This window comes from Natronorubrum sulfidifaciens JCM 14089, assembly GCF_000337735.1.
Classification (GTDB): domain Archaea; phylum Halobacteriota; class Halobacteria; order Halobacteriales; family Natrialbaceae; genus Natronorubrum; species Natronorubrum sulfidifaciens.
In genome coordinates, this window is sequence record NZ_AOHX01000039.1 from 1 (window position 1) to 22,498 (window position 22,498).

General features: G+C 64.0%; 26 protein-coding genes. 14 read left to right on the top strand and 12 right to left on the bottom strand.

Going from position 1 to position 22,498, the window contains the following annotated elements; genetic code table 11:
• The first annotated feature begins 83 nt into the window (after positions 1-83).
• Positions 84-314, top strand: coding sequence for an Lrp/AsnC family transcriptional regulator (locus C495_RS09840; RefSeq protein ID WP_008162452.1), 231 nt, complete (start codon positions 84-86; stop codon positions 312-314).
• A 126-nt stretch (positions 315-440) separates the two neighbouring features.
• Here C495_RS09840 and tmk read toward each other — a convergent pair whose 3' ends face one another.
• A complete protein-coding gene (tmk, locus tag C495_RS09845; RefSeq protein ID WP_008162453.1) occupies positions 441-1,043 on the bottom strand; it encodes a dTMP kinase in 603 nt (200 codons plus the stop codon).
• 102 nt (positions 1,044-1,145) lie between these two features.
• On the opposite strand from tmk, the gene C495_RS09850 reads away from it, so the two are divergent.
• From C495_RS09850 to cofG, 4 genes are all read left to right on the top strand, one after another.
• A complete protein-coding gene (locus C495_RS09850) occupies positions 1,146-2,066 on the top strand; it encodes a complex I NDUFA9 subunit family protein (RefSeq protein WP_008162454.1) in 921 nt (306 codons plus the stop codon).
• A gap of 260 nt (positions 2,067-2,326) precedes the next feature.
• Complete coding sequence (locus C495_RS09855; RefSeq protein WP_008162455.1) at positions 2,327-3,505, top strand: tubulin/FtsZ family protein; 1,179 nt, start codon at positions 2,327-2,329, stop codon at positions 3,503-3,505.
• Between the two features lie 200 nt (positions 3,506-3,705).
• Positions 3,706-4,380 (top strand): 2-phospho-L-lactate guanylyltransferase, encoded by a 675-nt coding sequence (cofC, locus tag C495_RS09860; protein ID WP_008162457.1) that lies wholly within the window; start codon positions 3,706-3,708, stop codon positions 4,378-4,380.
• 54 nt (positions 4,381-4,434) lie between these two features.
• A complete protein-coding gene (cofG, locus tag C495_RS09865) occupies positions 4,435-5,607 on the top strand; it encodes a 7,8-didemethyl-8-hydroxy-5-deazariboflavin synthase subunit CofG (RefSeq protein WP_049890297.1) in 1,173 nt (390 codons plus the stop codon).
• A gap of 3 nt (positions 5,608-5,610) precedes the next feature.
• Here cofG and C495_RS09870 read toward each other — a convergent pair whose 3' ends face one another.
• Positions 5,611-6,063 carry a nucleoside deaminase gene (locus C495_RS09870; RefSeq protein WP_008162460.1) on the bottom strand — a complete coding sequence of 151 codons (453 nt, stop codon included), beginning with the start codon at positions 6,061-6,063 and terminating at the stop codon, positions 5,611-5,613.
• A 116-nt stretch (positions 6,064-6,179) separates the two neighbouring features.
• Here C495_RS09870 and C495_RS09875 point away from each other — a divergent pair, with 116 nt between their 5' ends.
• Positions 6,180-6,821 carry a cyclase family protein gene (locus C495_RS09875; protein ID WP_008162462.1) on the top strand — a complete coding sequence of 214 codons (642 nt, stop codon included), beginning with the start codon at positions 6,180-6,182 and terminating at the stop codon, positions 6,819-6,821.
• A 4-nt stretch (positions 6,822-6,825) separates the two neighbouring features.
• Here the strand turns inward: C495_RS09875 and C495_RS09880 are convergent, their stop codons facing one another.
• Entirely contained in the window at positions 6,826-7,104 is a 279-nt protein-coding gene (locus C495_RS09880) for a hypothetical protein (protein WP_008162464.1), read from the bottom strand.
• A 71-nt stretch (positions 7,105-7,175) separates the two neighbouring features.
• On the bottom strand, positions 7,176-8,549 hold the full coding sequence (cofH, locus tag C495_RS09885; RefSeq protein WP_008162466.1) for a 7,8-didemethyl-8-hydroxy-5-deazariboflavin synthase subunit CofH: 1,374 nt from the start codon (positions 8,547-8,549) through the stop codon (positions 7,176-7,178).
• Positions 8,550-8,713: 164 nt separating this feature from the next.
• Between cofH and C495_RS09890 the strand changes: the two genes are divergently transcribed.
• Entirely contained in the window at positions 8,714-9,778 is a 1,065-nt protein-coding gene (locus C495_RS09890) for a phosphoribosylaminoimidazolesuccinocarboxamide synthase (RefSeq protein ID WP_008162468.1), read from the top strand.
• A gap of 156 nt (positions 9,779-9,934) precedes the next feature.
• A complete protein-coding gene (locus C495_RS09895) occupies positions 9,935-10,204 on the top strand; it encodes a MoaD/ThiS family protein (protein WP_008162470.1) in 270 nt (89 codons plus the stop codon).
• 6 nt (positions 10,205-10,210) lie between these two features.
• Here C495_RS09895 and C495_RS09900 read toward each other — a convergent pair whose 3' ends face one another.
• On the bottom strand, positions 10,211-11,518 hold the full coding sequence (locus C495_RS09900) for an acetamidase/formamidase family protein (RefSeq protein ID WP_008162471.1): 1,308 nt from the start codon (positions 11,516-11,518) through the stop codon (positions 10,211-10,213).
• 116 nt (positions 11,519-11,634) lie between these two features.
• Between C495_RS09900 and C495_RS18105 the strand changes: the two genes are divergently transcribed.
• Positions 11,635-11,793 (top strand): DUF7576 family protein, encoded by a 159-nt coding sequence (locus tag C495_RS18105; protein WP_008162474.1) that lies wholly within the window; start codon positions 11,635-11,637, stop codon positions 11,791-11,793.
• Between the two features lie 44 nt (positions 11,794-11,837).
• On the opposite strand, the gene C495_RS09905 is transcribed toward C495_RS18105, so the two are convergent.
• The 4 genes from C495_RS09905 to C495_RS09920 all read right to left on the bottom strand — a co-directional run bounded on the left by C495_RS09905 (position 11,838) and on the right by C495_RS09920 (position 14,844).
• Complete coding sequence (locus tag C495_RS09905; protein ID WP_008162476.1) at positions 11,838-12,788, bottom strand: formyltetrahydrofolate deformylase; 951 nt, start codon at positions 12,786-12,788, stop codon at positions 11,838-11,840.
• A gap of 208 nt (positions 12,789-12,996) precedes the next feature.
• Positions 12,997-13,254 carry a hypothetical protein gene (locus tag C495_RS09910; RefSeq protein ID WP_008162477.1) on the bottom strand — a complete coding sequence of 86 codons (258 nt, stop codon included), beginning with the start codon at positions 13,252-13,254 and terminating at the stop codon, positions 12,997-12,999.
• Between the two features lie 60 nt (positions 13,255-13,314).
• The gene (locus tag C495_RS09915) at positions 13,315-13,545 is read right to left on the bottom strand and encodes a DUF7511 domain-containing protein (protein ID WP_008162479.1); all 231 of its coding nucleotides are present in this window, start codon (positions 13,543-13,545) and stop codon (positions 13,315-13,317) included.
• A 12-nt stretch (positions 13,546-13,557) separates the two neighbouring features.
• Entirely contained in the window at positions 13,558-14,844 is a 1,287-nt protein-coding gene (locus C495_RS09920) for a GTP-binding protein (protein ID WP_008162481.1), read from the bottom strand.
• An 85-nt stretch (positions 14,845-14,929) separates the two neighbouring features.
• On the opposite strand from C495_RS09920, the gene C495_RS09925 reads away from it, so the two are divergent.
• Positions 14,930-16,165 carry an FAD/NAD(P)-binding protein gene (locus C495_RS09925; RefSeq protein ID WP_008162483.1) on the top strand — a complete coding sequence of 412 codons (1,236 nt, stop codon included), beginning with the start codon at positions 14,930-14,932 and terminating at the stop codon, positions 16,163-16,165.
• A gap of 115 nt (positions 16,166-16,280) precedes the next feature.
• A complete protein-coding gene (locus C495_RS09930) occupies positions 16,281-16,652 on the top strand; it encodes a rhodanese-like domain-containing protein (protein ID WP_008162485.1) in 372 nt (123 codons plus the stop codon).
• A gap of 6 nt (positions 16,653-16,658) precedes the next feature.
• Here the strand turns inward: C495_RS09930 and C495_RS09935 are convergent, their stop codons facing one another.
• A complete protein-coding gene (locus C495_RS09935) occupies positions 16,659-17,498 on the bottom strand; it encodes a VOC family protein (protein ID WP_008162486.1) in 840 nt (279 codons plus the stop codon).
• A gap of 296 nt (positions 17,499-17,794) precedes the next feature.
• Between C495_RS09935 and purS the strand changes: the two genes are divergently transcribed.
• Together purS and purQ are read left to right on the top strand one after the other, a co-directional pair.
• A complete protein-coding gene (gene purS, locus C495_RS09940; RefSeq protein ID WP_006066375.1) occupies positions 17,795-18,046 on the top strand; it encodes a phosphoribosylformylglycinamidine synthase subunit PurS in 252 nt (83 codons plus the stop codon).
• Entirely contained in the window at positions 18,047-18,727 is a 681-nt protein-coding gene (purQ, locus tag C495_RS09945; protein ID WP_008162489.1) for a phosphoribosylformylglycinamidine synthase I, read from the top strand.
• A 185-nt stretch (positions 18,728-18,912) separates the two neighbouring features.
• Here purQ and C495_RS09950 read toward each other — a convergent pair whose 3' ends face one another.
• Both C495_RS09950 and C495_RS09955 read right to left on the bottom strand, forming a co-directional pair.
• Positions 18,913-20,013: an archaeosine biosynthesis radical SAM protein RaSEA gene (locus C495_RS09950; protein WP_008162491.1), complete on the bottom strand. Its 1,101-nt coding sequence runs from the start codon at positions 20,011-20,013 to the stop codon at positions 18,913-18,915.
• 179 nt (positions 20,014-20,192) lie between these two features.
• Positions 20,193-20,381 (bottom strand): HVO_0649 family zinc finger protein, encoded by a 189-nt coding sequence (locus C495_RS09955; protein WP_008162493.1) that lies wholly within the window; start codon positions 20,379-20,381, stop codon positions 20,193-20,195.
• Positions 20,382-20,492: 111 nt separating this feature from the next.
• Here C495_RS09955 and C495_RS09960 point away from each other — a divergent pair, with 111 nt between their 5' ends.
• Complete coding sequence (locus C495_RS09960; protein WP_008162495.1) at positions 20,493-22,409, top strand: bacterio-opsin activator domain-containing protein; 1,917 nt, start codon at positions 20,493-20,495, stop codon at positions 22,407-22,409.
• Positions 22,410-22,498 lie beyond the last annotated feature (89 nt).

Consider the following 22,498-nt stretch of genomic DNA (forward strand, 5'->3'; position numbering starts at 1 on the left):
AGATGTGTATAAGAGACAGCGCCACGTGAGGCGGCGGCGAACGCGGGGACCGACGCAACGTCGGAGCCCGGAGGTGTCAACTGATGGTTACAGCATTCATTATGATCAAAGCGAACACGGGCGAGGCGGATCGACTCCGAGACAGTATCGAAGCGATCGACGGCGTCCAGTCGGCGCATATCGTCGCCGGCGACGTCGACATCATCGCGAAAGCACAGGTCGAAACACCGGCTGCAGTCAAAGACATCGCTGCGACTCAGATTCAGGGAATCAACGGCATCGAGAGTACACAGACGTACATCGCAATGGACTAACAGCCAGCCGCGCGCCCGATCAGAAACACAAACGCACCCAAGTCGTCCTCAGACTGTCGGACAGCAGTCAGTGAGAAGCCGGTCGCGAATTCGCGGCCGATCTTCGAATCGTGCTGGCCGACAGTATCACTCGTCAGCAACCGCGTCGGCGACCACACCTGTGACCGCCTCGAGCACCGCCTCGGGCGGCTGGGTTGCGTCGATGCGGACGAACCGGGCGGGCTCACGCGCGATCAGGCGTTCGTAGTTCTCGGCCACTGACTCGAGGTAGTCGGCTCGCTCGAACTTGTTCGTTGCGCCGGCTCGTTTCGCGGCCGTCTCGGGGTCGATGTCGAGATAGATCGTCAGATCCGGGTCGATCGAGAACGGCTCGTGGATATCGACGACGTACTCGAGGGGGTCGTCGACGTCGAGTCGTGGCGACACCTCGAGGGTCGCCCCCTGATAGGCGAACCGAGAGTCCGAGTAGCGATCCGAGATCACGAGGTCGCCGGCCTCGAGTGCCGGTTCGATCACGCGCGAGAGGTGGGCGGCGTGGTCGGCAGTGTAGAGAAACAGTTCGGCGAGCGAGTCGGCGTCGTCGTCTCCGATCGATCGGTAGACGGCCTCGCCGTACCACGAGTCGTTCGTCGGTTCACGCGTGAACGTGGCGTCGGGATAGGCCGCCTGCAACCCCTCTCGAACCGTCGTCTTGCCGCTCCCATCGAGTCCCTCGAGTGTGACCAGCATGCTCGCACCTGCGGACGTGAGCTATTACAATCTGTCGAGAGTCGGCGGGGCCAAACCACGAAGGCGATCAGCTATTTATCGTTGTAGCGGCATGTTATTGGTATGAAGATCCTCGTCGCCGGCGGTACCGGGTTTATCGGCACAGCTCTCTGTTCGGAACTGCACGAGCGCGGCTACGAGGTGACGGCGCTCGCTCGCGACCCGCGCGGCAGTGACCTCCCAGCGGGCGTCGAGACGGCGACGGGTGATGTCAGTGCGTACGACTCCATCGCGGGGACGGTCGCCGACCACGACGCCGTCGTCAACCTCGTCGCACTGTCGCCGCTGTACAAGCCACCGGCCGGCGTCGATCACGAGACGGTCCATCTCGGCGGCACGGTCAACCTCGTCCGAGCCGCCGAAGACGGCGACGTCGACCGCTTCGTCCAGATGAGTGCACTCGGCGCGGACCCAAACGGCGACACCGACTACATCCGCGCGAAGGGGGACGCCGAAGCCGTCGTCAGAGACTCCCACCTCGAGTGGACGATCTTTCGGCCCTCCGTGGTCTTCGGCGAGGGAGCCGAGTTCGTCGAGTTCACCAAACAGCTGACGACGCCGTACGTGACGGGGCTGCCAGGTGGGGGAAAGACCAGATTCCAGCCGATCTGGGTCGGCGATCTGGTTCCGATGCTCGCGGACGCACTCGAGGACCCAACGCACGTCGGCGAGATCTACGAGATCGCCGGTCCACAGATCGTTACGCTCGCGGATGCGACGGAACTCGCGTACGCCGCCGAGGGCAAATCCGTCAGCATCGTCTCGGTCCCGATGGCGCTGGCGAAATTCGGGCTGACAGCGGCCGACCCGTTGCCGTTCGTCCCCTTCGGCGCTGATCAGGCCCGATCGCTCGAACAACACAACACCGTCGTCACCAACGACGTGACCGCATTTGGTCTGTCCGAAGACGACTTGTTGACACTCGGCTCGTATCTCGGCGTCGACGCCGACAGCGTACACGAGCCACGCCAGCAGTCCGTCTGACTCCCGTCTCGATTCGAGCCGTCTCGCCTGTCTTTTTCCTCCTCGAGTGCCCACAACACAGGCGTTTCTCGGTCAGTAGAACAACATAAAGCGCGGTTTCGCTACGGACAACAGTCCCGGGAACGGCCGAGTCGAGTCACGGGATCTCGGCCCCTGCTGTCAGTTCGATACACACAACATGAACGGTGACATTCACGGCAACAAAAGACTTATGTCCTTGATAACACTCGTTTCAATCCAACGGAGCCCCCTAACAAACAATGAAGCTGGCGATGATCGGATTCGGACAGGCTGGTGGGAAGATCGTCGATCGATTTCTCGACTACGACGATCGAACGAACAGCGGAATCGTCCGTGCGGCGATCGCTGTTAACTCCGCGAAAGCGGATCTCATGGGTCTCGAGAATATTCCACAGGAGAATCGCGTACTCATCGGCCAAGCCCGCGTAAAGGGCCATGGCGTGGGTGCAGACAACGAACTCGGCGCGGAAGTCGCCGAGGAAGACATCGATGAAGTCCAGAACGCCATCGATGCGATTCCGACCCACGAGGTCGACGCATTTCTGGTCGTCGCCGGCATGGGTGGCGGGACCGGCTCGGGCGGTGCGCCCGTGCTCGCAAAGCACTTAAAACGGATCTACACGATCCCCGTTTACGGACTCGGCGTGTTGCCGGGAACCGACGAGGGTGGTATCTACACGCTCAACGCGGCGCGGTCGTTCCAGACGTTCGTCCGTGAAGTCGACAACCTGCTCGTCTTCGACAACGACTCGTGGCGCCAAACCGGCGAGTCCGTCGAGGGCGGCTACGACCAGATCAACGAGGAGATCGTCCGCCGATTTGGTATTCTCTTCGGTGCTGGCGAGGTCGGCGACGGTCAGGAGGTCGCCGAAAGCGTCGTCGACTCCTCCGAGATCATCAACACGCTCTCGGGCGGCGGCGTCTCGACGGTTGGCTTCGCGAGCGAGGAAGTCGATCTGAACACGAGCGGTGGACTACTCTCGCGGTTTACCGGCGACGACGGCGGCAACGACAACTTAGACGCCGCGAACACGACCAACCGCATCACGAGCCTCGTCCGCAAGGCCGCACTCGGCCGACTGACGCTGCCGTGTGAGATCGAAGGCACCGAACGGGCCCTGCTCGTGCTCTCCGGTCCATCGGAGTACCTGAACCGGAAAGGCATCGAACGCGGCCGCAAGTGGCTCGAGGAAGAAACCGGCAGCATGGAAGTCCGTGGTGGGGACTTCCCCCGACAGGAGCCAGAAGTCGCCGCAGCCATCCTGCTCTCGGGCGTCACGAACGTCCCGCGGATCAAACGCCTCCAGCAGGTCGCCATCGAAGCCCAAGACAACATCGACGACATCCAACAGGAAAGCGAGGAGAACTTAGAGAGCCTCGTCGAAGACGACGAGGACGAACTCGAGCCACTCTTTTAGGCTCGAGGAGTCGTCCACGACTGACAACGCCAGCAACCGCAGTTGGGGGACCGATGCGAGCGCAGCCATTGAGACGGGGTCCTGGAGTCACGTCCCGCCGATCGCCGACCCATGCTGGCGACCGGCGAGACATCGTGACAACAGTCCGTCTGACAGTTGGTCCGACGTGTTTTTGCCTGCACCCTTGTTACACCTGATCGATGCACGCCGTCGTCCCGTTTGCTGCCACCGACCCGAAAACGCGGCTCGCGTCAGTGCTGTCACCCGCTGAACGGTCGACAGTCGCTCGAGCCATGCTCGCGGACGTTCTCACCGCAATCGTGGAGGCAGGGGCGGAGCCGACGGTGGTGTCGACGGCCCCGCTCGACCTCGACACACTGTCACTCGAGGCCACCATCCGAGACGCCGTCTCGGTGACAGTCGACGACCGACCGCTGACCGAAGCCGTCAACGCACGACTGCCGGCCAGTCACGATGCTGCGCCCACCGCCGTTATCATGGCCGATCTTGCGCTCGCGACGCCCGACACGCTCGAGCGCTGCTTTTCGCACGATACTGACGTAACCATCGCACCGGGACGAAGCGGTGGCACGAACGCGCTCGTCGTTTCCCACCCCGATTTTCGGGTGGACTACCACGGGGCGTCGTATTTGGACCACTGCGAAATCGCTCGCGACGTCGGGACGAGCCTCGAGACGGTCGACTCCTTCCGGCTGAGCACGGACATCGACGAACCGGACGACCTCGTCGAGGTGCTCATCCACGGTACCGAGGCCGACCGCGCGCCCGCTTGTCTTCGGGAGTTGGGATTCGCCCTCGAGACGCGGGACGGCCGCGTCGGCGTTGCTCGACTCGAGGAGACGAGACGCGAGTAGGGTGGCCCGACCGAAGTGAAGCGCTTATCTGCTATGCGGTACCACTCCGACGTAATGATTGCCGGGGCGAGCGAGTACGGTGTCGACGTTTCGATCGACGACGCAGCGGTCGCTGACCTGCTTTCGGTCACGCCCGACGACGTCGACGCGCCCGAGGCGTTGACGTTCGCCCGGAACGTCTTCGTCCCGCTGACGACGGCGTGTCGCTACACCTGTACCTACTGCACCTACTTCGACGCGCCCGGACAGGCCTCGCTGCTTAGCCTCGAGGAGGTCCGCGACATCTGCAAACGGGGAGCCGACGCGGGCTGTACGGAAGCCCTGTTTACGTTCGGCGACGACCCCGACGACCGCTACACCGAAATCTACGATCAGCTCGCCAAGTGGGGCCACGACTCGATTCACACCTATTTGCGCGACGCCTGTGAGGTCGCCCTCGAGGAAGGACTGCTTCCCCACGCCAATCCGGGCGACCAGACCCGCGAACAGCTGGCCACTGTGGCCGACGTCAACGCCAGCATGGGCGTGATGCTCGAGACGACCGCCGAGGTCGGTGCCCATGCTGGTCCCCGAAAGAAAGAACCGGGCCAACGGGTGCGAACTATCCAGAATGCGGGCGAACTCGACGTCGCCTTCACCACCGGGATCCTCGTGGGCATCGGCGAGTCCTGGCGCGACCGCGCGGAGAGTCTGCTCGCAATCCGCGACCTCCACGAGCGCTACGACCACATTCAGGAGGTGATCGTCCAGCCGGTCGTGAACAACGAGCGCTGGGATGAGGGCTCGCCCGCCTTCGAGACGATGCGTCGGGTGACGGCGATGGCCCGCGTGGCGCTGCCCGAGGAAGTGTCGGTGCAGGTGCCGCCGAATCTCGCGCCCGCCCGCGACCTGATCGACTGCGGCGTCGACGACCTGGGCGGTGTCTCGCCGGTTACGGACGACCACATCAATCCCGACTACAAATGGCCCGCACTACGCGAACTCGAGGAGATCGCCGATTCCGCGGAGCTACCACTCAGCGAGCGACTGCCGGTCTACGAGCGGTTTCTGCCGGCCGACCTGCGAACCGACGCGTTCGACGGCGTGGCGGCCGACGGCACAGCCGGCGCGAGTGGTGGCCGGAACCCGGATACAGATCGCGAGTGGATCTCACCGACGATTCGCGAGGCGCTCGAGGCCGACGACGCCGCCGGCGAGCGGTACCGAACGGTGCTGCGCGGCGAGTAGACGTTAAAAATAGTCTTCGTGAACCGCGAGTCCCTCGCTCTCGAGCACCGGTCCCTCGACGGTCGTCGTCGCGTCAGACCGAGCGACTACTTCCTCGCAGGCAATCTCGATCACGCCGTCGTCTCGAATGTCTGCGAGCGAGTCGACGGAGACACTGTAGACGACACGGTCGAGTCCCGCATAGGCGATCGCGCTCGCACACATCGGGCACGGCTCCGTGCTGGTGTACATCGTACACGCCGCGCGCTCGTCGGCCTCGAGTTCGCGTGCGGCCCATCGGGCCAGTTTGAACTCCGGATGGGCGGCGATGTCGTCGTCTGTGAGCGTCGTGTTCTCGGCCGTCCGAACGACGTCGTCGTCGACGACGAGCAGTGAGCCGAAGGGGGTGTTGCCGTTGTCGACTGCGGTCCGTGCGAGGTCGATCGCCCGTCGAACGCCGGCTTCGTCCGTGGTCATAGCTCATCGAACGTCACCAATGGGCTTCGACGCTCCGGTTTTGCGACACCGCCTCCAGCAGCGTCCGGCCCGACAATCACACAGCGTTATCCCCTTTCGAGCGCGGAGAGTCGCGTATGCACGTCGATCTGAGCCACCCGATCGAAACCGGGATGCAGACCTACCCCAACGACCCGCCGGTCGTCGTCCAGCCACACGCGACCCACGAGGAACACGGCGCCAGCGTCGCTGCCCTCGAGTGTGGCAGCCACACCGGAACGCACGTCGACGCCCCGGCACACATCGACCCCGACGGGAACACGCTCGAGGCCTACTCGCTCGAGCGGTTCGTCTTCGACGCCATCAGAATCGACTGTCGCGATCTCGGGGCTCGCGAGCCGATTCCGGCGAGTCGGATTCCCGACGTCGACGCCGATCTCGTGGTGTGTTGGACGGGGTGGGATGTCCACTGGGGGACCGAGCAGTATCTCGAGCATCCGTATCTCTCGCCGGCCGCGGCAGAGACGTGTGTCGAGCGCGGCTTCGACGTCGCTGTGGACACACTCAACCCTGATCCAACGCCGACGGCCACCGCCAGCGTGGCCGAACCCAACGGCTTCGTCGCACACCACACGCTGCTGGGCAACGGACAGTTGATCCTCGAAAACATAACGAACCTCGAGGCCGTCGATGATCGGTTCGAACTTCGGGCGTACCCGCTCGCGCTCGACAGCGACGGCGCACCGGTGCGGGCTGTCGGCGTGACGGACGGAACATGACCAGCTAGGACCGGACGATCCGGAACTGATCCGGCGCGGCTTCCTCGAGCGTGGCATCTGCTCGGAGTTTCACGATCCTGCCCGTCGGCTGGGGTTCGACCTCGGCGGGAGCGTCGACCGACTCGAGGGTACCGAGTAACTGCGCTTTCGGCGGTTTCTGGGCGGCGCCACAGTCATAGATCGTGAGCAGGCCGCGATCGCTGTCCTCGCGTTCGTAGACGACTACGTGGGCGTGGTTGGGGAGTCGCCAGCTGGCGTCGTCGGTCTGAAAGAGGTGGTTCATGTCGGTGGCAATGGGTGGCAGTCACAAAAAATGCTCCTACCGCCGTCGTGATCGAGCGCCGACAGCGACGATCAGTCGTCGGCCGGCGGCGCGCGCTCCTCGGGCGTCAGAATGGGTGTTCCGTCGGATTTCGGCCCCAGTCGCGGGCCGAACGGCGGCTCGTCGGGGTCGATAATACGGCGCGTCTCGTAATCCGTCGAGCGCTCGACCGGCACCCGACCGATCGAGGAGATGAGGTCGACGTAGTCTGCAAACGAGCGATACTCGCCGTACTCGCCGCCGGCGCGTTTGGTAATCTCCTCGGAGAGGATCGTCCCCATAAAGTCGTCGGCCCCACAGGAGAGCATCTTTAGCCCCTGCTCGTCGCCGTATTTGACCCATGACGACTGGATGTGGTCGATGTTGTCGAGGAACAGTCTCGAGACGGCGATCAGGAGTTCGTCCTCGTCGATGCTCGCGCCGCCGGAGACGACGTCGTGTTCGTAAAGCGGTGTGTTCTGGTGGACAAACGAGAGCGGAACGAACTCCGTGATCGCGCCGTCGACGCGCTCTTGAAGCTCACGGACTCGTTGTAGGTGCATCGCGCGGTGAGCCTCGTTCTCGACGTGACCGTACATGATCGTCGCCGTCAAGCCCAGACCGACGTTGGCGGCGGCTTCCATCGCCTCGAGCCACCCTTCTGTACTGATCTTGCCGGGACAGATCACCTCACGGACCTCTTCGACGAGGATTTCGGCAGCCGTGCCGGGCACCGTATCGAGGCCGGCCGCTTTGAGTCGGCCGTAGACCACCTCGTAGGACCAGTCGGTCCCCCGCCGGGCGTGATAGGCCTCTTCGGGCGTCATCGAGTGGACGTGGACGCCGTCGACGCTCATCGCCGAAATCTGGTCCGTGTAGGTGCCGGGATCGATTTCGTACGCTTCGGGCGGCTTGTAGTTGACTGCCTTCGGCTCGGGGTGGGCCTCGAGGACTTCCAAGTGTTCGTCATCGAGTGCGAACGCGGGGTGAAGTCCGGAGACCGACGTCACCTCGTAAACCCCTCGATCGACGGCGTCGGCGACGATTTCGCGAGACTCCTCGGGCGTTTTCGTGAACCCTGCGCTTTGCAGTTCGGTATCGCGTTCGAACGTGTGGGCGGCGTCTTTGAAGTTACAGAACAGACAGCCCACGTTACAGGCCGTCGTGACGTTGTTGTTCAAGTTGGCGACGAAGGTGACCTCCTCGCCGACGACGTCGGCACGTCGGCGGTCGGCAGCCTCGAGCACCTGCTCTTTGCGCGTCTGGTCGATACCGTCGACATCCGTCCCGGTCGTGAGTAACTCGATCGCGTCGTCGACCGTGAGTCGGTCGCTAGCACGAGCCTTCGTGAGTGCGTTCTCGAACGACTGGTCGGTTTCGGGGACGTGGTCGAACGTGAGGTCTGCCTCGGTCACCGGTCGCTCCATCGGCGTATCAATACCAGTACAGCGAGAAAAGCGTGATGGATCGCCGGGTCGGGCGTCGAACTCCGTTGTTCGGGTGGGCGAACCGATACTGAAACCTTCTTAGGGTCCGGCCACGGCAACTCGGGTATGAACTGCGGCGGCGGCGACAGCCGAAGGTGTCCCGTATGACGAGTGTCAAAGAGTTTCGCATCGACGAGGCAGCGACTGACGACGAACTCGGCCGCGGCTCGTTCGTTTTCACCGACGCCTACTCGGTGTTCGACTGGGGCCAGATGCCCGATTCGATCCCCGAGAAGGGCGCGAGCCTCTGTACGATGGGCGCGTTCAACTTCGAACGCCTCGAGTCCGAAGGCGTCCCGACCCACTACCGCGGTGTTGTCGAGCATAGCTCGACAGACCGTCGGACGCGGTCCGACGATGTTGTCGAAAACGGCGACGTCGTCCCCCTCGAGGACGCCTCGAGTCCGCCCTGGGAGATGGCGATCGACCTCACGCAGGTTCCTGATCTCCCCCACGAGGGTCGCGAGTACGATTACGACCACTACCACGAGGCGGCTGGCGAGAACTACCTGATCCCGCTCGAGGTCGTCTTCCGCAATCGCGTCCCCGTTGGCTCGAGTCTGCGACGCCGAACCGATCCCGACGACCACGGCCTCGCGTTCGACAGCTGGCCCGAGGAAGCCGTCGACCTCGAGGAGCCGATCGTCGAGTTCTCGACGAAATACGAGGAAGGCGACCGCTATCTCGACCGCGCGGAGGCCGACGAAATCTCCGGCATCGCATCGATCGACGACCTCGAGTCGGTCGCACTCGAGGTCAACCGAATCATCACCGAGCAGGCCGACTCCGCCGGGCTGGTTCACGAAGACGGCAAGATCGAGTGTCTGTACTATCAGGGCGAGATCCGCGTCGCGGACGTCGTCGGCACGTTCGACGAGAACCGCTTTAGCTACGAAGGCACGCAGCTCTCGAAGGAAGTGCTCCGACAGTACCACAAGCGCACACAGCCCGACTGGGTGCAGGCCGTCGAAGCGGCGAAAGCCGAGGCTAAACGAGAGGATATCGCTGACTGGAAATCGCTCTGTGACGTCGAGCCCGAGCCGCTCGAGGACGATGTCATCGAGACCGCTCGCGACCTCTACTGTGCGGGTGCCAACGCCTACATGGACATGGAGCTGTTCGACGCGCCGCCGCTCTCGAGTGCGATCGGTGCCGTCCAGCGGCTCTGATACGGAGTGCTGTCCCTGTCCTGCCGACCGCCACACGGGTCGGCGACCGGCGGTCAGTGACGACAGTAACCCGTATGAGACGACACTCCAGCCGACGACTTTTCGGTCGCTCCGAACCGGGCGACGATATTTGGGTGCTCGAGTCGAGTACCGTCTATGCAAGTCACAGTGTACGGGCCGCTTCGAAGCGCGACCGGCGAGAAAACGGTGGGCCTCGAGTTCACGGGGGTAACCGTTTCGGATGCACTAGCCGAGTTCACCGCTGTGTACCCGCGGGCAACACCGTACCTCTACGACGGCGACGAGGTGCGCTCGAGCGTGCGGGTGACGGTCAACGGCGAGCGCGCGGCCCTCGAGGCCCCGGTGTCGAACGACGCCGAACTGACGCTGATGCCGGCCGTGCAGGGGGGCTCTGCCGCCAGCTAAGCCGACTTAGAGATCGTACTGCTCGCGAACTAGGTGGTCGATCCCACGCTCCTCGAGGACGGCCATCGGGGCGAGCAGGTCGAGTTGGACGACGCCGGGGAGGCGACCGATCTGGACGCCGCCGGTGAACGTACACCGCGAGCGAACCTCGCCTTCGCTCATCTCGAGCAGTTTCGTCGCCCGGTCGAAGGCGTTTTGGGTCGCGTCGTTGACCGTCGCGCCGGAGCCGATGACCTGAATCGGGCCCATATCGTCCTCGAGGTCGACGCCGTGCTGGTCGGCGAGGTCGTGGCCCGCCTCGCGTTCCTCGTCGCTATAGGGTTTACTGATGAAGGGCAGATCCTCCTCGGGTGGTAGCAAGACCGGGCCATCGAGTTCGAGGCCGTCGATGACCTCGACGTCCATGCGGACGGTGCCGCTGACGTCGGTCGTGTGCAAGGAGAGTTCGCCGTCGCCCTGATTGGCGTGGAGGTCGCCGACGTAGATCCCGGCCCCGTCGACTTTGACGGGACAGATGAGTGTCGCGCCGGCCCGAACCTGCGGGATGTCCATGTGGCCATCGGTTCGGTCCTCGAGGTCGGCCTCGCTCTCGATCCCGTAGTCGTGGTCGGCCCCGATGAGGAACTGGCCGAAGTCGCCGGCGTTGTGCGAGTCGGGCATCGTGACCGGCGGCGTCGTCCCGACGTTGCCGATAAACGGCCGCAGGCGCCCAAGCGTGCCGGGCATCTCGCCGGGTTCGTACAGCAAGATGGGATGCTGACGTGAGTTCTCGGGGATGTCCATCACCTCGTCGGCGTTCTCGGCGAGGTCGTGGGCCGCGTCCTCGTCGAGCGTGATGCCGACGGTGCCGTCGTCGTCGAAGGCGACGGTGTAGCCGTACTCGAAGCCAAAGGAGGAGGCGTTCGCGCCACACTCGGCGCACTTGATCGCCTCCTCGCCAGTGCCCTCGACGATCGTCTCGGGCCACGTGGTTCCACATTCAGGACAGCGGTGGTCGACGAACGGATCGTCACCGAACGCGCCCTCGCGTTCGGCCATCGAGCCCGTACTCGTCGCCATGCTCGTGACCTCGACGTCGTGGATGTGGAGCGCGACGGCGTCACCGACGGTCGCCCCCTCGACTCGGATCGGTCGCGTTACCTCGTGGCCGCCGCGGAACTCAGGGGTGATCATCGGCCCCCAACAGCCCGGCGGCGTATACGTCTCGATCGTCCCGCCGTCCGCGACGGTTCCCGCCCACTCCTGATCGGGGCCGACGAGGCCGAGCGTGTACTGATCGACGAATAGCTCCTCTTCGATTTCTCGTTGTGCCATACCATACCAAAATATGCCACCGACGTCGATAAGCCTACTGTCACCGAGGCGGAATGATCTGTGGACAATGGTAACGATAGATTCGTTCAAGTGTGATGCGTGCATCCAGTCGGATAATGGTTGACCTCACGGACGACGACCCACCCGAGTGTCGACAGTGTGGCGATTCCGTTGCATCGGCGTCCGAACAACGCGTCGTCAGCACCGTCGAGGACGGCACGGCGATCCACCAGTATTTCTGTAGCGACGCCTGCCTCGAGCTCTGGGAGGCGTAGCCAACGCGACACGGGTCCGAAAAAACGCTCGCCGACTGGCCCAGCTACTGGTCGTTCGCGACGACGCTGCCGATCCCGTCGACCGGCCGATCCGGCGTGAACTGTTCGATCTCGTCGGGCAGGCCGAGCTGGTAGCCAGTGCCGTTCTCTCGAACCGACGTTCGGCCACGGTGGACCGAGACATCGCCGTTTAAGTGGAGTTTGACGGCCTCGAGCAGCGCGTCTGCCTCGAGTGGCTGGCCGCGGCGTTTCATCTCCTCGAGATCGGCGTCGTCGGGGACGTCGAACGCGCGCTGGGTGATGATCGGTCCCTGATCGAGGTCGGTCGTCACGTAGTGGGCGGTCACGCCGGCCACGCGGACGCCTTCTTCGACGGCCTGTCGGTACGCCTCCGCGCCGGGGAAGGCGGGCAGCAGGCTCGGGTGGACGTTGATGATGCGGTCCTCGTAGCGGAAGACGACGTTCGGGCTGAGAATGCGCATGTATCGCGCCAGTACGATCAGATCGACGTCGTACTCACCGAGGAGGTCGAGCAGCGCGTCTTCGTTCTGCTGGCCGCCATCGTCACCGATGTCGTGAAACGGCACGTCGTAATGTTCGGCAAGCGGCTGCAGGTCGTCGTGGTTACCGATGACGACGCCGATATCCGCCCCAAGCTCGTCGTTCGCCCACGCCTCGAACAGCGCCTCGAGGCAGTGGCTCTCTTTCGTGACGAGGACGGCGATCTGTTGGGTCTCGCGGTCGGCGGGGAACCGAACCTGTACGTCGAGGCCGAGTTCGTTGCCGAGGTCGTGGAGGTCCTCGCGCAGTGTTGCTTCCGTACAGACCATCTCGGAAGTGTCGACGGCGAGATACATCCGGAAGACGCCGTCGCGAACCGCCTGATCGAGGTCTTCGATATTGATCCCGCGCTCGAACAGGAGACTGGTCACGCCGGCGACCAGCCCGGTATCGTCGTCTCCGATAACGGTAATCTCTGTTACGTTCGTCGTCATCGCAACCACCTCCGCTCGAGCGAAATCTGGTCCATCAGTACGAGTTTCAGTCTACGTGTGGTCAAAAGTCCTGCTTTCTGCCGATGATTCTGCGAGCAGACCAGTAGCAAGATAGCACCATCTGGCAGTCTCTCCACTCGATAATCGTTCAGGTTGGCCGAAAACGAACCACTGGGTGACGGTTCCCGGCAGTCTGTGCGGGGCCGACTTAGGCGAGATCGCGTGCGCGACGGCGCAACGCCGACTCGAGGGTCGGCTCATCGGCGAGTGCCTCGAGTTCGGCGGTCGCCCGACAGTCGGCAAGCCCCTCGAGTGCCTGTCGACGGAATTCACCGCGGAGCCCGTCTAGCTGGACGATAACCGAGAGGGTCAGTCGCTCGTCGCTCTCGATCAGTCGGTCGATCGCGTCGCGACGGTGGGTGTGGTGGACAGTCGATTTGACGGCGGTCTGGAATGGGGTGGACATGGTGTGGGGAAACTGCTGGCTGGTCGTACGACGGGGCGTCTGTGCGTCGACCGCGGCGGGTTAGCGCATCGCGTCTCGAGAGACGAACGCCGAGCCGGTCGCTTTGATCCACGTCTCCTCGATGGAGCCGGCGGTCACGGTCGAATAGATCGTACAGACGTCCGGGCGGTGGTCGTTGCGCTCGAGATACGCCTGATAGCACGGCGAGATGTCGCTAGGCGAGGTGTCACCAGCGGCCGGTGGCTCGGCTGCATCCGCTTGGTGTTCGCCGTCGGTGTTCCGCTCAGTCATTGGCGAACGGTGTCAGTCTGCAATGCCGAGTTCCTCCGTCTGCTCTTGCTGGTCGTCGACGTCGGCGTCGTCGGCCGCGTCCTCGGCCTCGGACTCCGGCGGTTCGAACGTTGGGAACCGATCCGCGAACGCCGACCAGTCGGCCTCGAGTTCGTCGTCGGTCAGCAGACAGTCGGCGAGGTCGTCTCGCAGCGACTCGTGGTCCATCTCGGTACCGATCACGACGAGCCGAACGTTGCGGTCGCCCCATCGGTCGTGCCACAACTCCTCGAGTTGGGGGGTTGCCTCGAGGTGGTCGCGTCGCTCGTCGGCCGGCAGCGTGTCGATCCACTGGCCACCGGGGCCGACACGAACTGATTGGCCGGCGACGTTGAACGTCAGCGCTTCGTCTTCTCGGGTTGCGAGCCAGAAGTGGCCTTTCGCGCGAACGACTGCATCGGGGAACGCATCGAGCAGGTCGGCAAAGCGCTCGGGGTGGAACGGTCGACGCGCCTCGAAAACGAACGAGGTGACGCCGTGTTCGTCTTCGGCCGACTCGTGGGGCTCTTGTAGTTCCTTGATCCAGCCTGCAGACTGGCTCGCGTCCTCGAAGTCGAAGCGATCGGTCTCGAGGATGTTGTCGGGGTCGATCCGGCCGTGTTCGGTGCGAACGATCTCGGCACGGGGCTGGAGCACCTCGAGCGTGGATTCGACCTTCTCGAGGGTTTCCTCGTCGACCAGATCACACTTGTTCAGCACTAAGACGTCGCAGAACTCGACCTGCTCGACCAGCAGGTCGCCGAGGTGCTTTTTGGTTCCATCGTCGTCGAGGATCTCGTCGGACTCCATCGCGGTGTGGAACTGGTGGGCGTCGACGACTGTGACGGTCGTATCGAGGTGACAGCCCTCGAGCGGCTCGATGCCGGTCTCCTCGTAGAACTCGGTGGGATCGAGATCGGACTGGTCGAAGCCGAGCGTCAGGGTCTGGGCGACGGGCAGCGGCTCGGCGACGCCGGTCGATTCGACGATGATGCCGTCGAACGCGCGGCGCTGGGTAAGTTCGCCGATGGCATCGAGCAGATCGCCGCGGAGTTCACAGCAGATGCAGCCGTTGGAGAGTTCGACTAGCTCCTCGTCTTCGTCGGCGATATCAGAGGATTCGGCGACGAGGTCGGCATCGACGTTGACCTCACCCATGTCGTTGACGAGCACGGCGAGGTCCCGATCGTCGCTCTCGTGCAGTACGTGGTTGAGAACGGTCGTCTTACCGGCGCCGAGGATACCGGACAGCACCGTGACGGGAATCGAGTTGTCGGACATTCAGTTAACAACACGAACTCGGTGCTAATAGTAGTTATTATCCTATTCGGTATAGTTATTAAGACGGCGACGGAACATCCGTCCGATGTTCGAGTGCGTTATCGTCGGCGGTGGCATCCACGGCACGTACGTCTGTCAGCGACTGCTCGAGGACACGCCCCTCGAGCGCGACGATTTACTGATAGTTGACCCGCACGAGCGCCTGCTCGAGTCGTTCCGCCGGAAAGCTGACGCCTGCGAGATGGACGAACTCCGGTCGACGTTCGTCCACCATATCGGTACGGAGCCGTTCGGCCTCGAGAGCTTCGCCGAAAGCCGGTGCCGGACGGACGAACTCCTGCCGACGCCGGGCTATCCACAGCGGCCGACGCTGTCGCTGTTTCTCGACTACGCCGACTACGTGATCGAGGGCTCCGACCTCGAGCGGCTCCACCGTCAGGCGAGCGTCGACGCAATCCGTCGGACCGAACGCGGCGATGGGCTCGTTCTCGAGACGACAGCAGCCGACGGCGCTGGCTCGAGCGAGGCGATCCGGACCCGAAACTGCGTGCTGGCGATCGGCCATGGCGGCCGCTACCGGAAGCCAGCGTGGGCAGATGGTGTCGACTCGGTCACCCACGTCTGGGACGGGTTCGACCCTGAGACGCCTGCCGAGGAGACGATCGTCGTCGGCGGCGGGATCACGGCCGCCCAGCTTGCGACCTGTCTCGCCGAACGCGAGCGCGAAGCGGTGACGCTCTGTTCGCGCCACGAACTTGAGACTGCGACCAGCGAGGCGGACCCGCGCTGGATCAACTGGAACCACATCGAGAGCCAGCTTCATCGCCATCCGCCGGGTTCGAAGGCCCGTTCCGACATCGTCCGCGAGGCGCGCAACGACGCCACCGTTCCGCAGACACTGCTCGAGCGCCTCGAGACGGTGGCCGACGACGGACCCCTGTCGGTTCGCTACGGGGACGTCCGCTCCGCCCGCGAAGTGGACGGCCAGGTTCGCCTGCTGCTCGAGACCGGGGGCTGTCTCTCGGCCGACCGCGCCGTGCTGGCGACGGGGTTTGCACCCGTCTTCGACCATCCGTTCGTCGACCGCCTCGCCGACGAGCTGGGCCTCGAGCGCGGCTATCGCGGGATGCCAGTGCTCGACGACGAGACGTTGGTGTGGTCGCGAGCCGACGGTGGCGAGTCGTCGCTGTTTGTCACCGGCGCGCTGGCGGCCGGCACTGTCGGCCCCTTCGCGGGAAACATTGCCGGCGCGCGGCGTGCGGCCGACCGGCTGACGGACGCGGTCGCGACGACGGACAGGCTTCCGCTGGCTGCCGACTGACCCTGCGGATCGGTCGATGCGCACTCGAGTCATCGACTGTGAGACGACTCGATCGTCACGCGCTGTGCGACGTAGTATCCGTACCGTTTTGTACGCGTGTGTAGTATTGTGCTCCATGAGCAAGATCAGGCCGCCCGAACTCGAGGAGCGACTGGAAAACGGTGAGTCGCTGTACGTCCTCGACATTCGCCCGCGCAAGACCCACCAGCGCGACCGCATCGACGGCAGCCAGAACATCCCCGTGTACGACGACCTCCGACGTGGCGACGAGACTGAGTTTCGACAGTCCCTGTCGAAGGTTCCGAACGGAAAGCCGGTTGTCACGGTCTGTAAGGCCGGTGTCGTCGCAAAGAAGGCGACGTCGATACTCGAGGCGGAAGGCTACGACGCCGTGACGCTTGCTGGCGGGATGCGCGGCTGGAACGGCTACCAGAACGGCTCGATCGGCTATCGGCTCTCGTCGCTGCTCAGGGGGCTGCTCCCGTAACGACCGTTATGCCACCCGGAGTCGAATCGTGATGCCATCGGGGTCCGTCAGTTCGATTCCCGCTGCAGCGTCGTCGACCGCCACGGTCGTGTCTGCGAGCGCCTCTCGAACCGTCGTGAGCGTCGATTCGTCCGGGACGACGAACTCGAACCAGGCCAGTCCACGACCGCCTGCCGGCTGTGACCGACCGTTCCACGTGTTCACGCCGAGATGATGGTGGTACGTCCCGGCCGCGAGAAACACCGCTGACCGTGCTTCCGTCTGGACGGTGAGTCCCAACGTGTCGACGTAAAACTCCCGTGCCGCCTCGAGCGACGACGTTTCCAGATGGATGTGGCCGACCGTCGTCCCGGGAGGGGCGTCTGTGCGTCCGTCCGATTGTGCAGCAACTTCGGCGAGGTCGAGGCCCACGGTCCCGATCTGGACCGTGCCGTCGTCTGCACGTGGCCACTCCTCCGCTGGTCGGTCCGTGTAGATCTCGATGCCGTTGTCTTCGGGGTCGGTGAGATACAGCGCTTCGCTCACGTAGTGGTCGGACGCGCCGTCTAATTGCCAGTGTTCCCGGATTCGATCGAGTGCGGCACCCAACGCGGTGCGCGAGGGAACCTTGAACGCGTTGTGAAAGAGCCCTGCCTGCTCCCGACGACGAGGTGGTGCGTCCTCGTCCTGTTCCAAGACGAGCAACGGCGTCTCGCCAGCACCGAGTATTGCTGTCGTTTCCTGTCGTGTCTGCACCGCGAGGCCGACGACGTCTCGGTAGAACTCGATCATCGCCTCGAGATCAGTGACGACTAGCGCGGTGCGCCCGATCCGTGCCGTATCGGGAATAAGCGGGGACGTAGTCATTGACAGATACGATGTTGGTGCGTGGCCCATATGGTCCTTTGTGGACAGTGCGTTTACCAGCTATAGTAGCCACTGTACGTCACTGCACACCTGATCGCACGACGCTGTGCGATCAGTGTGTACATCGGTTCAGTTGTTACTATAACAGCCATGTTATCGGCTCGAGGGCTCGAGCACTGTCGACTGCCCGGCCCGGAGCGCACGAGCACTGGGTTCGACTCGCGTGGGTATCCACGAACGTGCATGACAGACGCAAGGCGAAAGCGTTTTTGAGCACGGTTACGGGGTATCAGGTAATGACTGGCTATACCGCGACGGTGACCGTCCGACTCAAACACGGCGTGTTAGATCCCGAAGCCGAGACCACACAGCAGGCCTTAGAGCGGCTGGGCTTCGAACTCGAGGATCTGCGCGCTGCGGACCGCTTCGAGGTCGACCTCGAGGCCGAGTCGGCCGACGCCGCGAGCGAGCGCGCAAGCGAGATGGCAGAACGACTGCTCGCGAACCCGACCATCCACGACTACGACGTGGAGGTCGACGAGCGGTAGATGACGGTTTCGATCATCCGTTTCGGCGGCTCGAACTGCGACCGGGACGCCGAACGCGCCCTCGAGCACCTCGACATCGACGCCGAAATCGTCTGGCACGAGGACGGCCTCCCCGAAGACCCCTCGGGGATCATGCTGCCCGGCGGGTTCTCCTACGGTGACTACCTGCGCGCGGGAGCGATGGCTGCACGTTCGCCGATCATGGAAGAGGTCCGCGAGGCCGCCGCCGACGGCGTCCCCGTCCTCGGCGTCTGTAACGGGGCTCAGATCGGCTGTGAGTCCGGCCTGACCGAGGGTGCGTTTACGACCAACGAGAGCGCGCGCTTCCAGTGTGAGCACGTCTACCTGCGCGTCGAACGCGACGACACGCCGTGGACGGCTGCCTACGAGGAAGGCGACGTCATCGAGATCCCAATCGCCCACGGCGAAGGGCGTTACGAGATCGACGACGACCGACTGGCCGAACTCGAGGACGAGGACCGCATCATCTTCCGCTACTGCGACGAGAACGGCGAGACGGGGCCCGATGTGAACCCGAACGGCTCGAAACACAACGTCGCCGGCGTCATCGGCGACCGCGAGACCGTCGCGGTGTTGATGCCCCACCCCGAGCGCGTGACGCTGCCCGACGTCGGCCCAACCGACGGACAGGGCGTCCTGCAGGGCTTCGAGTCGGCGTAGAACACTCTCATCGACGGCGGACGGTTTTTTGTCGCTGATCGCTCGAGCGACAGCGATCGCGTCTCGAGTCGAGGACACACTCGAGAGACGACTCCGAGCCACAGTAGGGAGAAACACGGGGCCAATCCGATGACTCCGAGCAGCAACGGGGAGAAAGATGGGATTGGCTCGACGGCTCGAGCGCCCTACCGCGTCAGCGGCTGGTTGAAGCTGCGTTCGCGTTCAAGCACGACCTCCCAGGTGCCTTCGCACTCACAGGAGACCTGTTCGAAGACGGTGGGGTCCTGTCGGAGGTCGAAATCCTTGATCGCCTTCTGGACGCGGTCGTCACACTCCGTGCAGTTGTGTGGGCCACGGTCGGAGCCGTGGCCGACGGGGTCCGAGACGACGATGGCGTCGACGTCGGCTGTCTGCTCTAAGACGTGGGCGACCGACCAGAGCCACGGCGGCCGGTAGCCGTCGCGGAAGTAGAGTTCGTCGACCATCGTGTAGCGCTGGACGTTACACGGGTTCATCGAGACGGTGTGACAGCCGTCGACGTCGGCACAGCGCTCGACCGAGCTGATCATGTCTTCGACGGCCTCGGATTCGGTAAGAAACGGCGGCTTCATCAGGAGATAGGCTTTGATCCCCGCGTCGGCGTCGTCGCCCGCCTCCGCGTCAGCCTCGGCGGCTTCCGCGCAAGCATCTTCGAAGTCCGCGAAATCGAAGTACTTGTTCACGCAGTCGTGGCGCACACGGTCGGTCGCCGTCTCGAGGCCGATCGCGATGTCCGTATCGATGCCGTGGCGGGTGAAGTCGCCGATCTTCTCGCGGTCGACGAAGTCCGGCAACGACTCGAGGACGATGCGCTCGCGGTCGGCGAACGTCTCGCCGATGGCGCGGCGGGTGTCAGCACCGACCTCGCGTTCGTCGAGGAAGGAACCCGAGGTGTAGATCTTGATGAGTTCGGCTGGCTCGTCTGCGTTGTCGGCTTCGTGCTCGAGACAGACGTCGATCTGGTTCATCAGGGCCTCGTGGGAGACGGAGCCGCCGTCAACGCTTTCGGCGACGTAGCCACACATCGTACAGCCGCCGGCGCGAGCCCAGCGACAGCCGCCGGTGTTGAGGATGATCGTCAGGCTGCGTTTGACACCGCCGGGGGTGTTGTCTTCGTCGAGCCAGACGCGGGTTGGCTCGTGGGGATCGTAGCTCGCCTCCTTGCGCGAGCGGATCTCCCGCATGACCTTGTTGTGGGCGTCCATGCCCTTGCCCTGCTCGTAGACGTCGGGCGTGGGTTTACTCATTGTGGGGAGAAAGCGGTCCAGCGCCTAAAGCGCCTTCGTCTAGGGCCGACAGCGGTCGTTTCGGTCGGACCCCGCTCCGACTGGGTCTCGTTGAGACGCGATCAGTTTCGGGTGTTCTCCACACGCCCGTCGCTCGTCAGCCGTTGTTTCGTGGCCGACCCACTCTCGAGTGGGCGCGGCTAGAGGCGCATCTCGCGCGTTTCGACGGCGTCGCAGGTCGGACACATGAACTGGTACGTGACGCGGCTGCCCGTGGTGCTGACACGCCAACTCCCGTCGGCATCGATGTAGCCACACGCCGAACATTCGAGGTCGGTTTCGTTGAATCGGTCTCGGAGTTGCTCGAACGGTGATCTTGCGCTGGACATGTGTCATCATATGTCATGGAATATCATAATTGTTTGGGACAACTAACGGACAGGTCCCAAACCCGAACGATCCCCGTGGTTCTTAGGATGATGCCGCGCGAAAGGCAGGACATGGAACACGCCGATACGGAGTATGGGGGTGGCGGTCGTCCGACGGCTGCGGCCAGCGCGCTCGAGGCAGTCGTCGACCCCGTCGTCGCCGTCGCTGATGGGACGATCACGTACGCGAACGCGGCTGCGCGAGATGCGTTCGAACTGCCGACCGACGAGCGAACGGGCGAGTGGGAGCCGACGGCTGTTCTCGAGTCGTGGTCCCGACTCGAACCGGAAGTCGACGAGACGACGGTCGGCACAGTTCGGACGGTTTCGCTGGAGCGTTACGACGTGCGTATCCACCGTTCCGTCGACGGGGCGACGATCACGTTCGAGCACAGCGAGCGCGAGGCTGGCGAGTCGAGTCATGCGATGGACGAGTTCACACCCGTTGGCGAGAGCGACCGCGCGGTCAAAGATCGCGCGATCAACGAGGCCCCCGTCGGGATCACCATCTCCGATCCGGATCTCGAGGACAACCCGTTGGTCTACGTCAACGACGCCTATCAGGAAATGACTGGGTACAGCTTCGACGAGGTCGTCGGCCGGAACTGCCGATTCCTGCAGGGCGACGACTCGAGCGAGACGGCGATCGCCGAGATGGCAGCCGCAATCGACGAGGAGCGTCCGGTCACCGTCGAACTCGAGAACTACCGGAAAGACGGGACCTCGTTTTGGAACGAGGTCACGATCGCGCCCGTCCGTGACGCGGACGGAACGGTGACACACTACGTCGGCTTCCAGAACGACGTGACGGCCCGCAAACGAGCCGAGTTCGAACTCGAACGACGGACCGCGGAACTCGAGTACATCTTAGATCGCGTCGAGGGCCTGATTCAGGACGTCACCGACGTCGTCGCGGGGTCGACCACCCGCTCCGAGCTCGAGGCCGAAGTCTGTGATCGGATCACGGCGGAGCCGGCCTACGACGGCGCGTGGATCGGCGAACGCAACCCCGCGACGGGGACCATCGACGTTCGCTCGAGCGCGGGCGGCTGTCCCGAAACGGGCGTGTCGGTCGACGCCGACCATCCCGCCGCGGCCACGCTCGAGGAGGGCGTTGCCACGACCGAGACGGTCGAAGACGCGTCGTACGCGTCGTTCCCGCTGGCGTACAACGACATCGAGTACGGCGTCCTCTCGGTCTGTACCGGCGACGACCGGGAGATCGGCGACCGAGAGACGGTCATCCTCTCCGCGCTCGCCCGCGCGGTCGCAAGCGGCGTCAACGCCCGTGAAACCAGTCGCGTGCTCGAGACGGACGCCGTCGTCGCCGTCGAACTCACCCTCACTGATTCGTCCGTCGCGTCGGCGGCCCTCTCGGCTGCGGCCGACTGTCGACTCGAGTACCGCCGCTCGGTCCACCGCACAGACGACGAGACGGCGTCGCTGTTTACCGTCACCGGCCCCGACGCCACCGCCACCGCGCTCACCGACGCTGTCGCGGAGATCCCCGATCTGAACTGTCGCATCATCGTCGAACGCGACGCCGAATGTCTGATTGAACTCTCCGGTGGCGACGACCTCGTCGGCTGGCTCTCCGAACGCGGCGTTCGCACGCAGTCGATCGAAAGCGAAGACGGGCGGACCGAACTCACCCTCGAGATCCCTCGCTCGGCGAACGTTCGCTCGGTCGTCGAAGCTGTCGAAGACCGGTATCCTGGCACCGATATCGTCTCGTTCCAACAGCGCGACCGCGACCACGAGACTCGCCAGGAGTTCGCCGCCCGTCTCGAGAGCGACCTCACCGAGCGTCAGTTCGCCGCGTTACAGCGGGCGTACCTGAGCGGCTACTTCGAGTGGCCCCGCCCGACGACGGGCGAGGAACTCGCCCAGTCGATGGACGTTTCGCGACCGACGTTCCACGAACACCTGCGAACGGCCGAGTCGAAGCTGTGTCAGGCCTTTTTCAACGATACCCAATCTTCGGGCTGAATATGCAGGCTGAATGCCCGTCTTAACCGGCTGTAGTGCGGAGTTATGCCGCTGGACGGTCGCCGGCGTTTATTTACTGGCCGGTGATA

Excerpts from the sequence above, each read along its gene's own strand:
- C495_RS09955 (WP_008162493.1), bottom strand. The coding sequence starts at position 20,381 with ATGTCCAGCGCAAGATCACCGTTCGAGCAACTCCGAGACCGATTCAAC.
- C495_RS09895 (WP_008162470.1), top strand. The coding sequence starts at position 9,935 with ATGCAAGTCACAGTGTACGGGCCGCTTCGAAGCGCGACCGGCGAGAAA.
- C495_RS09935 (WP_008162486.1), bottom strand. The coding sequence starts at position 17,498 with ATGACTACGTCCCCGCTTATTCCCGATACGGCACGGATCGGGCGCACC.
- cofG (WP_049890297.1), top strand. The coding sequence starts at position 4,435 with ATGATTGCCGGGGCGAGCGAGTACGGTGTCGACGTTTCGATCGACGAC.
- C495_RS09870 (WP_008162460.1), bottom strand. The coding sequence starts at position 6,063 with ATGACCACGGACGAAGCCGGCGTTCGACGGGCGATCGACCTCGCACGG.
- C495_RS09910 (WP_008162477.1), bottom strand. The coding sequence starts at position 13,254 with ATGTCCACCCCATTCCAGACCGCCGTCAAATCGACTGTCCACCACACC.
- C495_RS09840 (WP_008162452.1), top strand. The coding sequence starts at position 84 with ATGGTTACAGCATTCATTATGATCAAAGCGAACACGGGCGAGGCGGAT.
- purQ (WP_008162489.1), top strand. The coding sequence starts at position 18,047 with ATGACGGTTTCGATCATCCGTTTCGGCGGCTCGAACTGCGACCGGGAC.
- C495_RS09855 (WP_008162455.1), top strand. The coding sequence starts at position 2,327 with ATGAAGCTGGCGATGATCGGATTCGGACAGGCTGGTGGGAAGATCGTC.
- C495_RS09900 (WP_008162471.1), bottom strand. The coding sequence starts at position 11,518 with ATGGCACAACGAGAAATCGAAGAGGAGCTATTCGTCGATCAGTACACG.
- C495_RS09850 (WP_008162454.1), top strand. The coding sequence starts at position 1,146 with ATGAAGATCCTCGTCGCCGGCGGTACCGGGTTTATCGGCACAGCTCTC.
- C495_RS09915 (WP_008162479.1), bottom strand. The coding sequence starts at position 13,545 with ATGACTGAGCGGAACACCGACGGCGAACACCAAGCGGATGCAGCCGAG.
- C495_RS09890 (WP_008162468.1), top strand. The coding sequence starts at position 8,714 with ATGACGAGTGTCAAAGAGTTTCGCATCGACGAGGCAGCGACTGACGAC.
- C495_RS09930 (WP_008162485.1), top strand. The coding sequence starts at position 16,281 with ATGAGCAAGATCAGGCCGCCCGAACTCGAGGAGCGACTGGAAAACGGT.
- C495_RS09875 (WP_008162462.1), top strand. The coding sequence starts at position 6,180 with ATGCACGTCGATCTGAGCCACCCGATCGAAACCGGGATGCAGACCTAC.
- cofC (WP_008162457.1), top strand. The coding sequence starts at position 3,706 with ATGCACGCCGTCGTCCCGTTTGCTGCCACCGACCCGAAAACGCGGCTC.
- C495_RS09905 (WP_008162476.1), bottom strand. The coding sequence starts at position 12,788 with ATGACGACGAACGTAACAGAGATTACCGTTATCGGAGACGACGATACC.
- C495_RS09920 (WP_008162481.1), bottom strand. The coding sequence starts at position 14,844 with ATGTCCGACAACTCGATTCCCGTCACGGTGCTGTCCGGTATCCTCGGC.
- purS (WP_006066375.1), top strand. The coding sequence starts at position 17,795 with ATGACTGGCTATACCGCGACGGTGACCGTCCGACTCAAACACGGCGTG.
- C495_RS09960 (WP_008162495.1), top strand. The coding sequence starts at position 20,493 with ATGGAACACGCCGATACGGAGTATGGGGGTGGCGGTCGTCCGACGGCT.
- tmk (WP_008162453.1), bottom strand. The coding sequence starts at position 1,043 with ATGCTGGTCACACTCGAGGGACTCGATGGGAGCGGCAAGACGACGGTT.
- C495_RS18105 (WP_008162474.1), top strand. The coding sequence starts at position 11,635 with ATGGTTGACCTCACGGACGACGACCCACCCGAGTGTCGACAGTGTGGC.
- C495_RS09925 (WP_008162483.1), top strand. The coding sequence starts at position 14,930 with ATGTTCGAGTGCGTTATCGTCGGCGGTGGCATCCACGGCACGTACGTC.
- cofH (WP_008162466.1), bottom strand. The coding sequence starts at position 8,549 with ATGGAGCGACCGGTGACCGAGGCAGACCTCACGTTCGACCACGTCCCC.
- C495_RS09880 (WP_008162464.1), bottom strand. The coding sequence starts at position 7,104 with ATGAACCACCTCTTTCAGACCGACGACGCCAGCTGGCGACTCCCCAAC.
- C495_RS09950 (WP_008162491.1), bottom strand. The coding sequence starts at position 20,013 with ATGAGTAAACCCACGCCCGACGTCTACGAGCAGGGCAAGGGCATGGAC.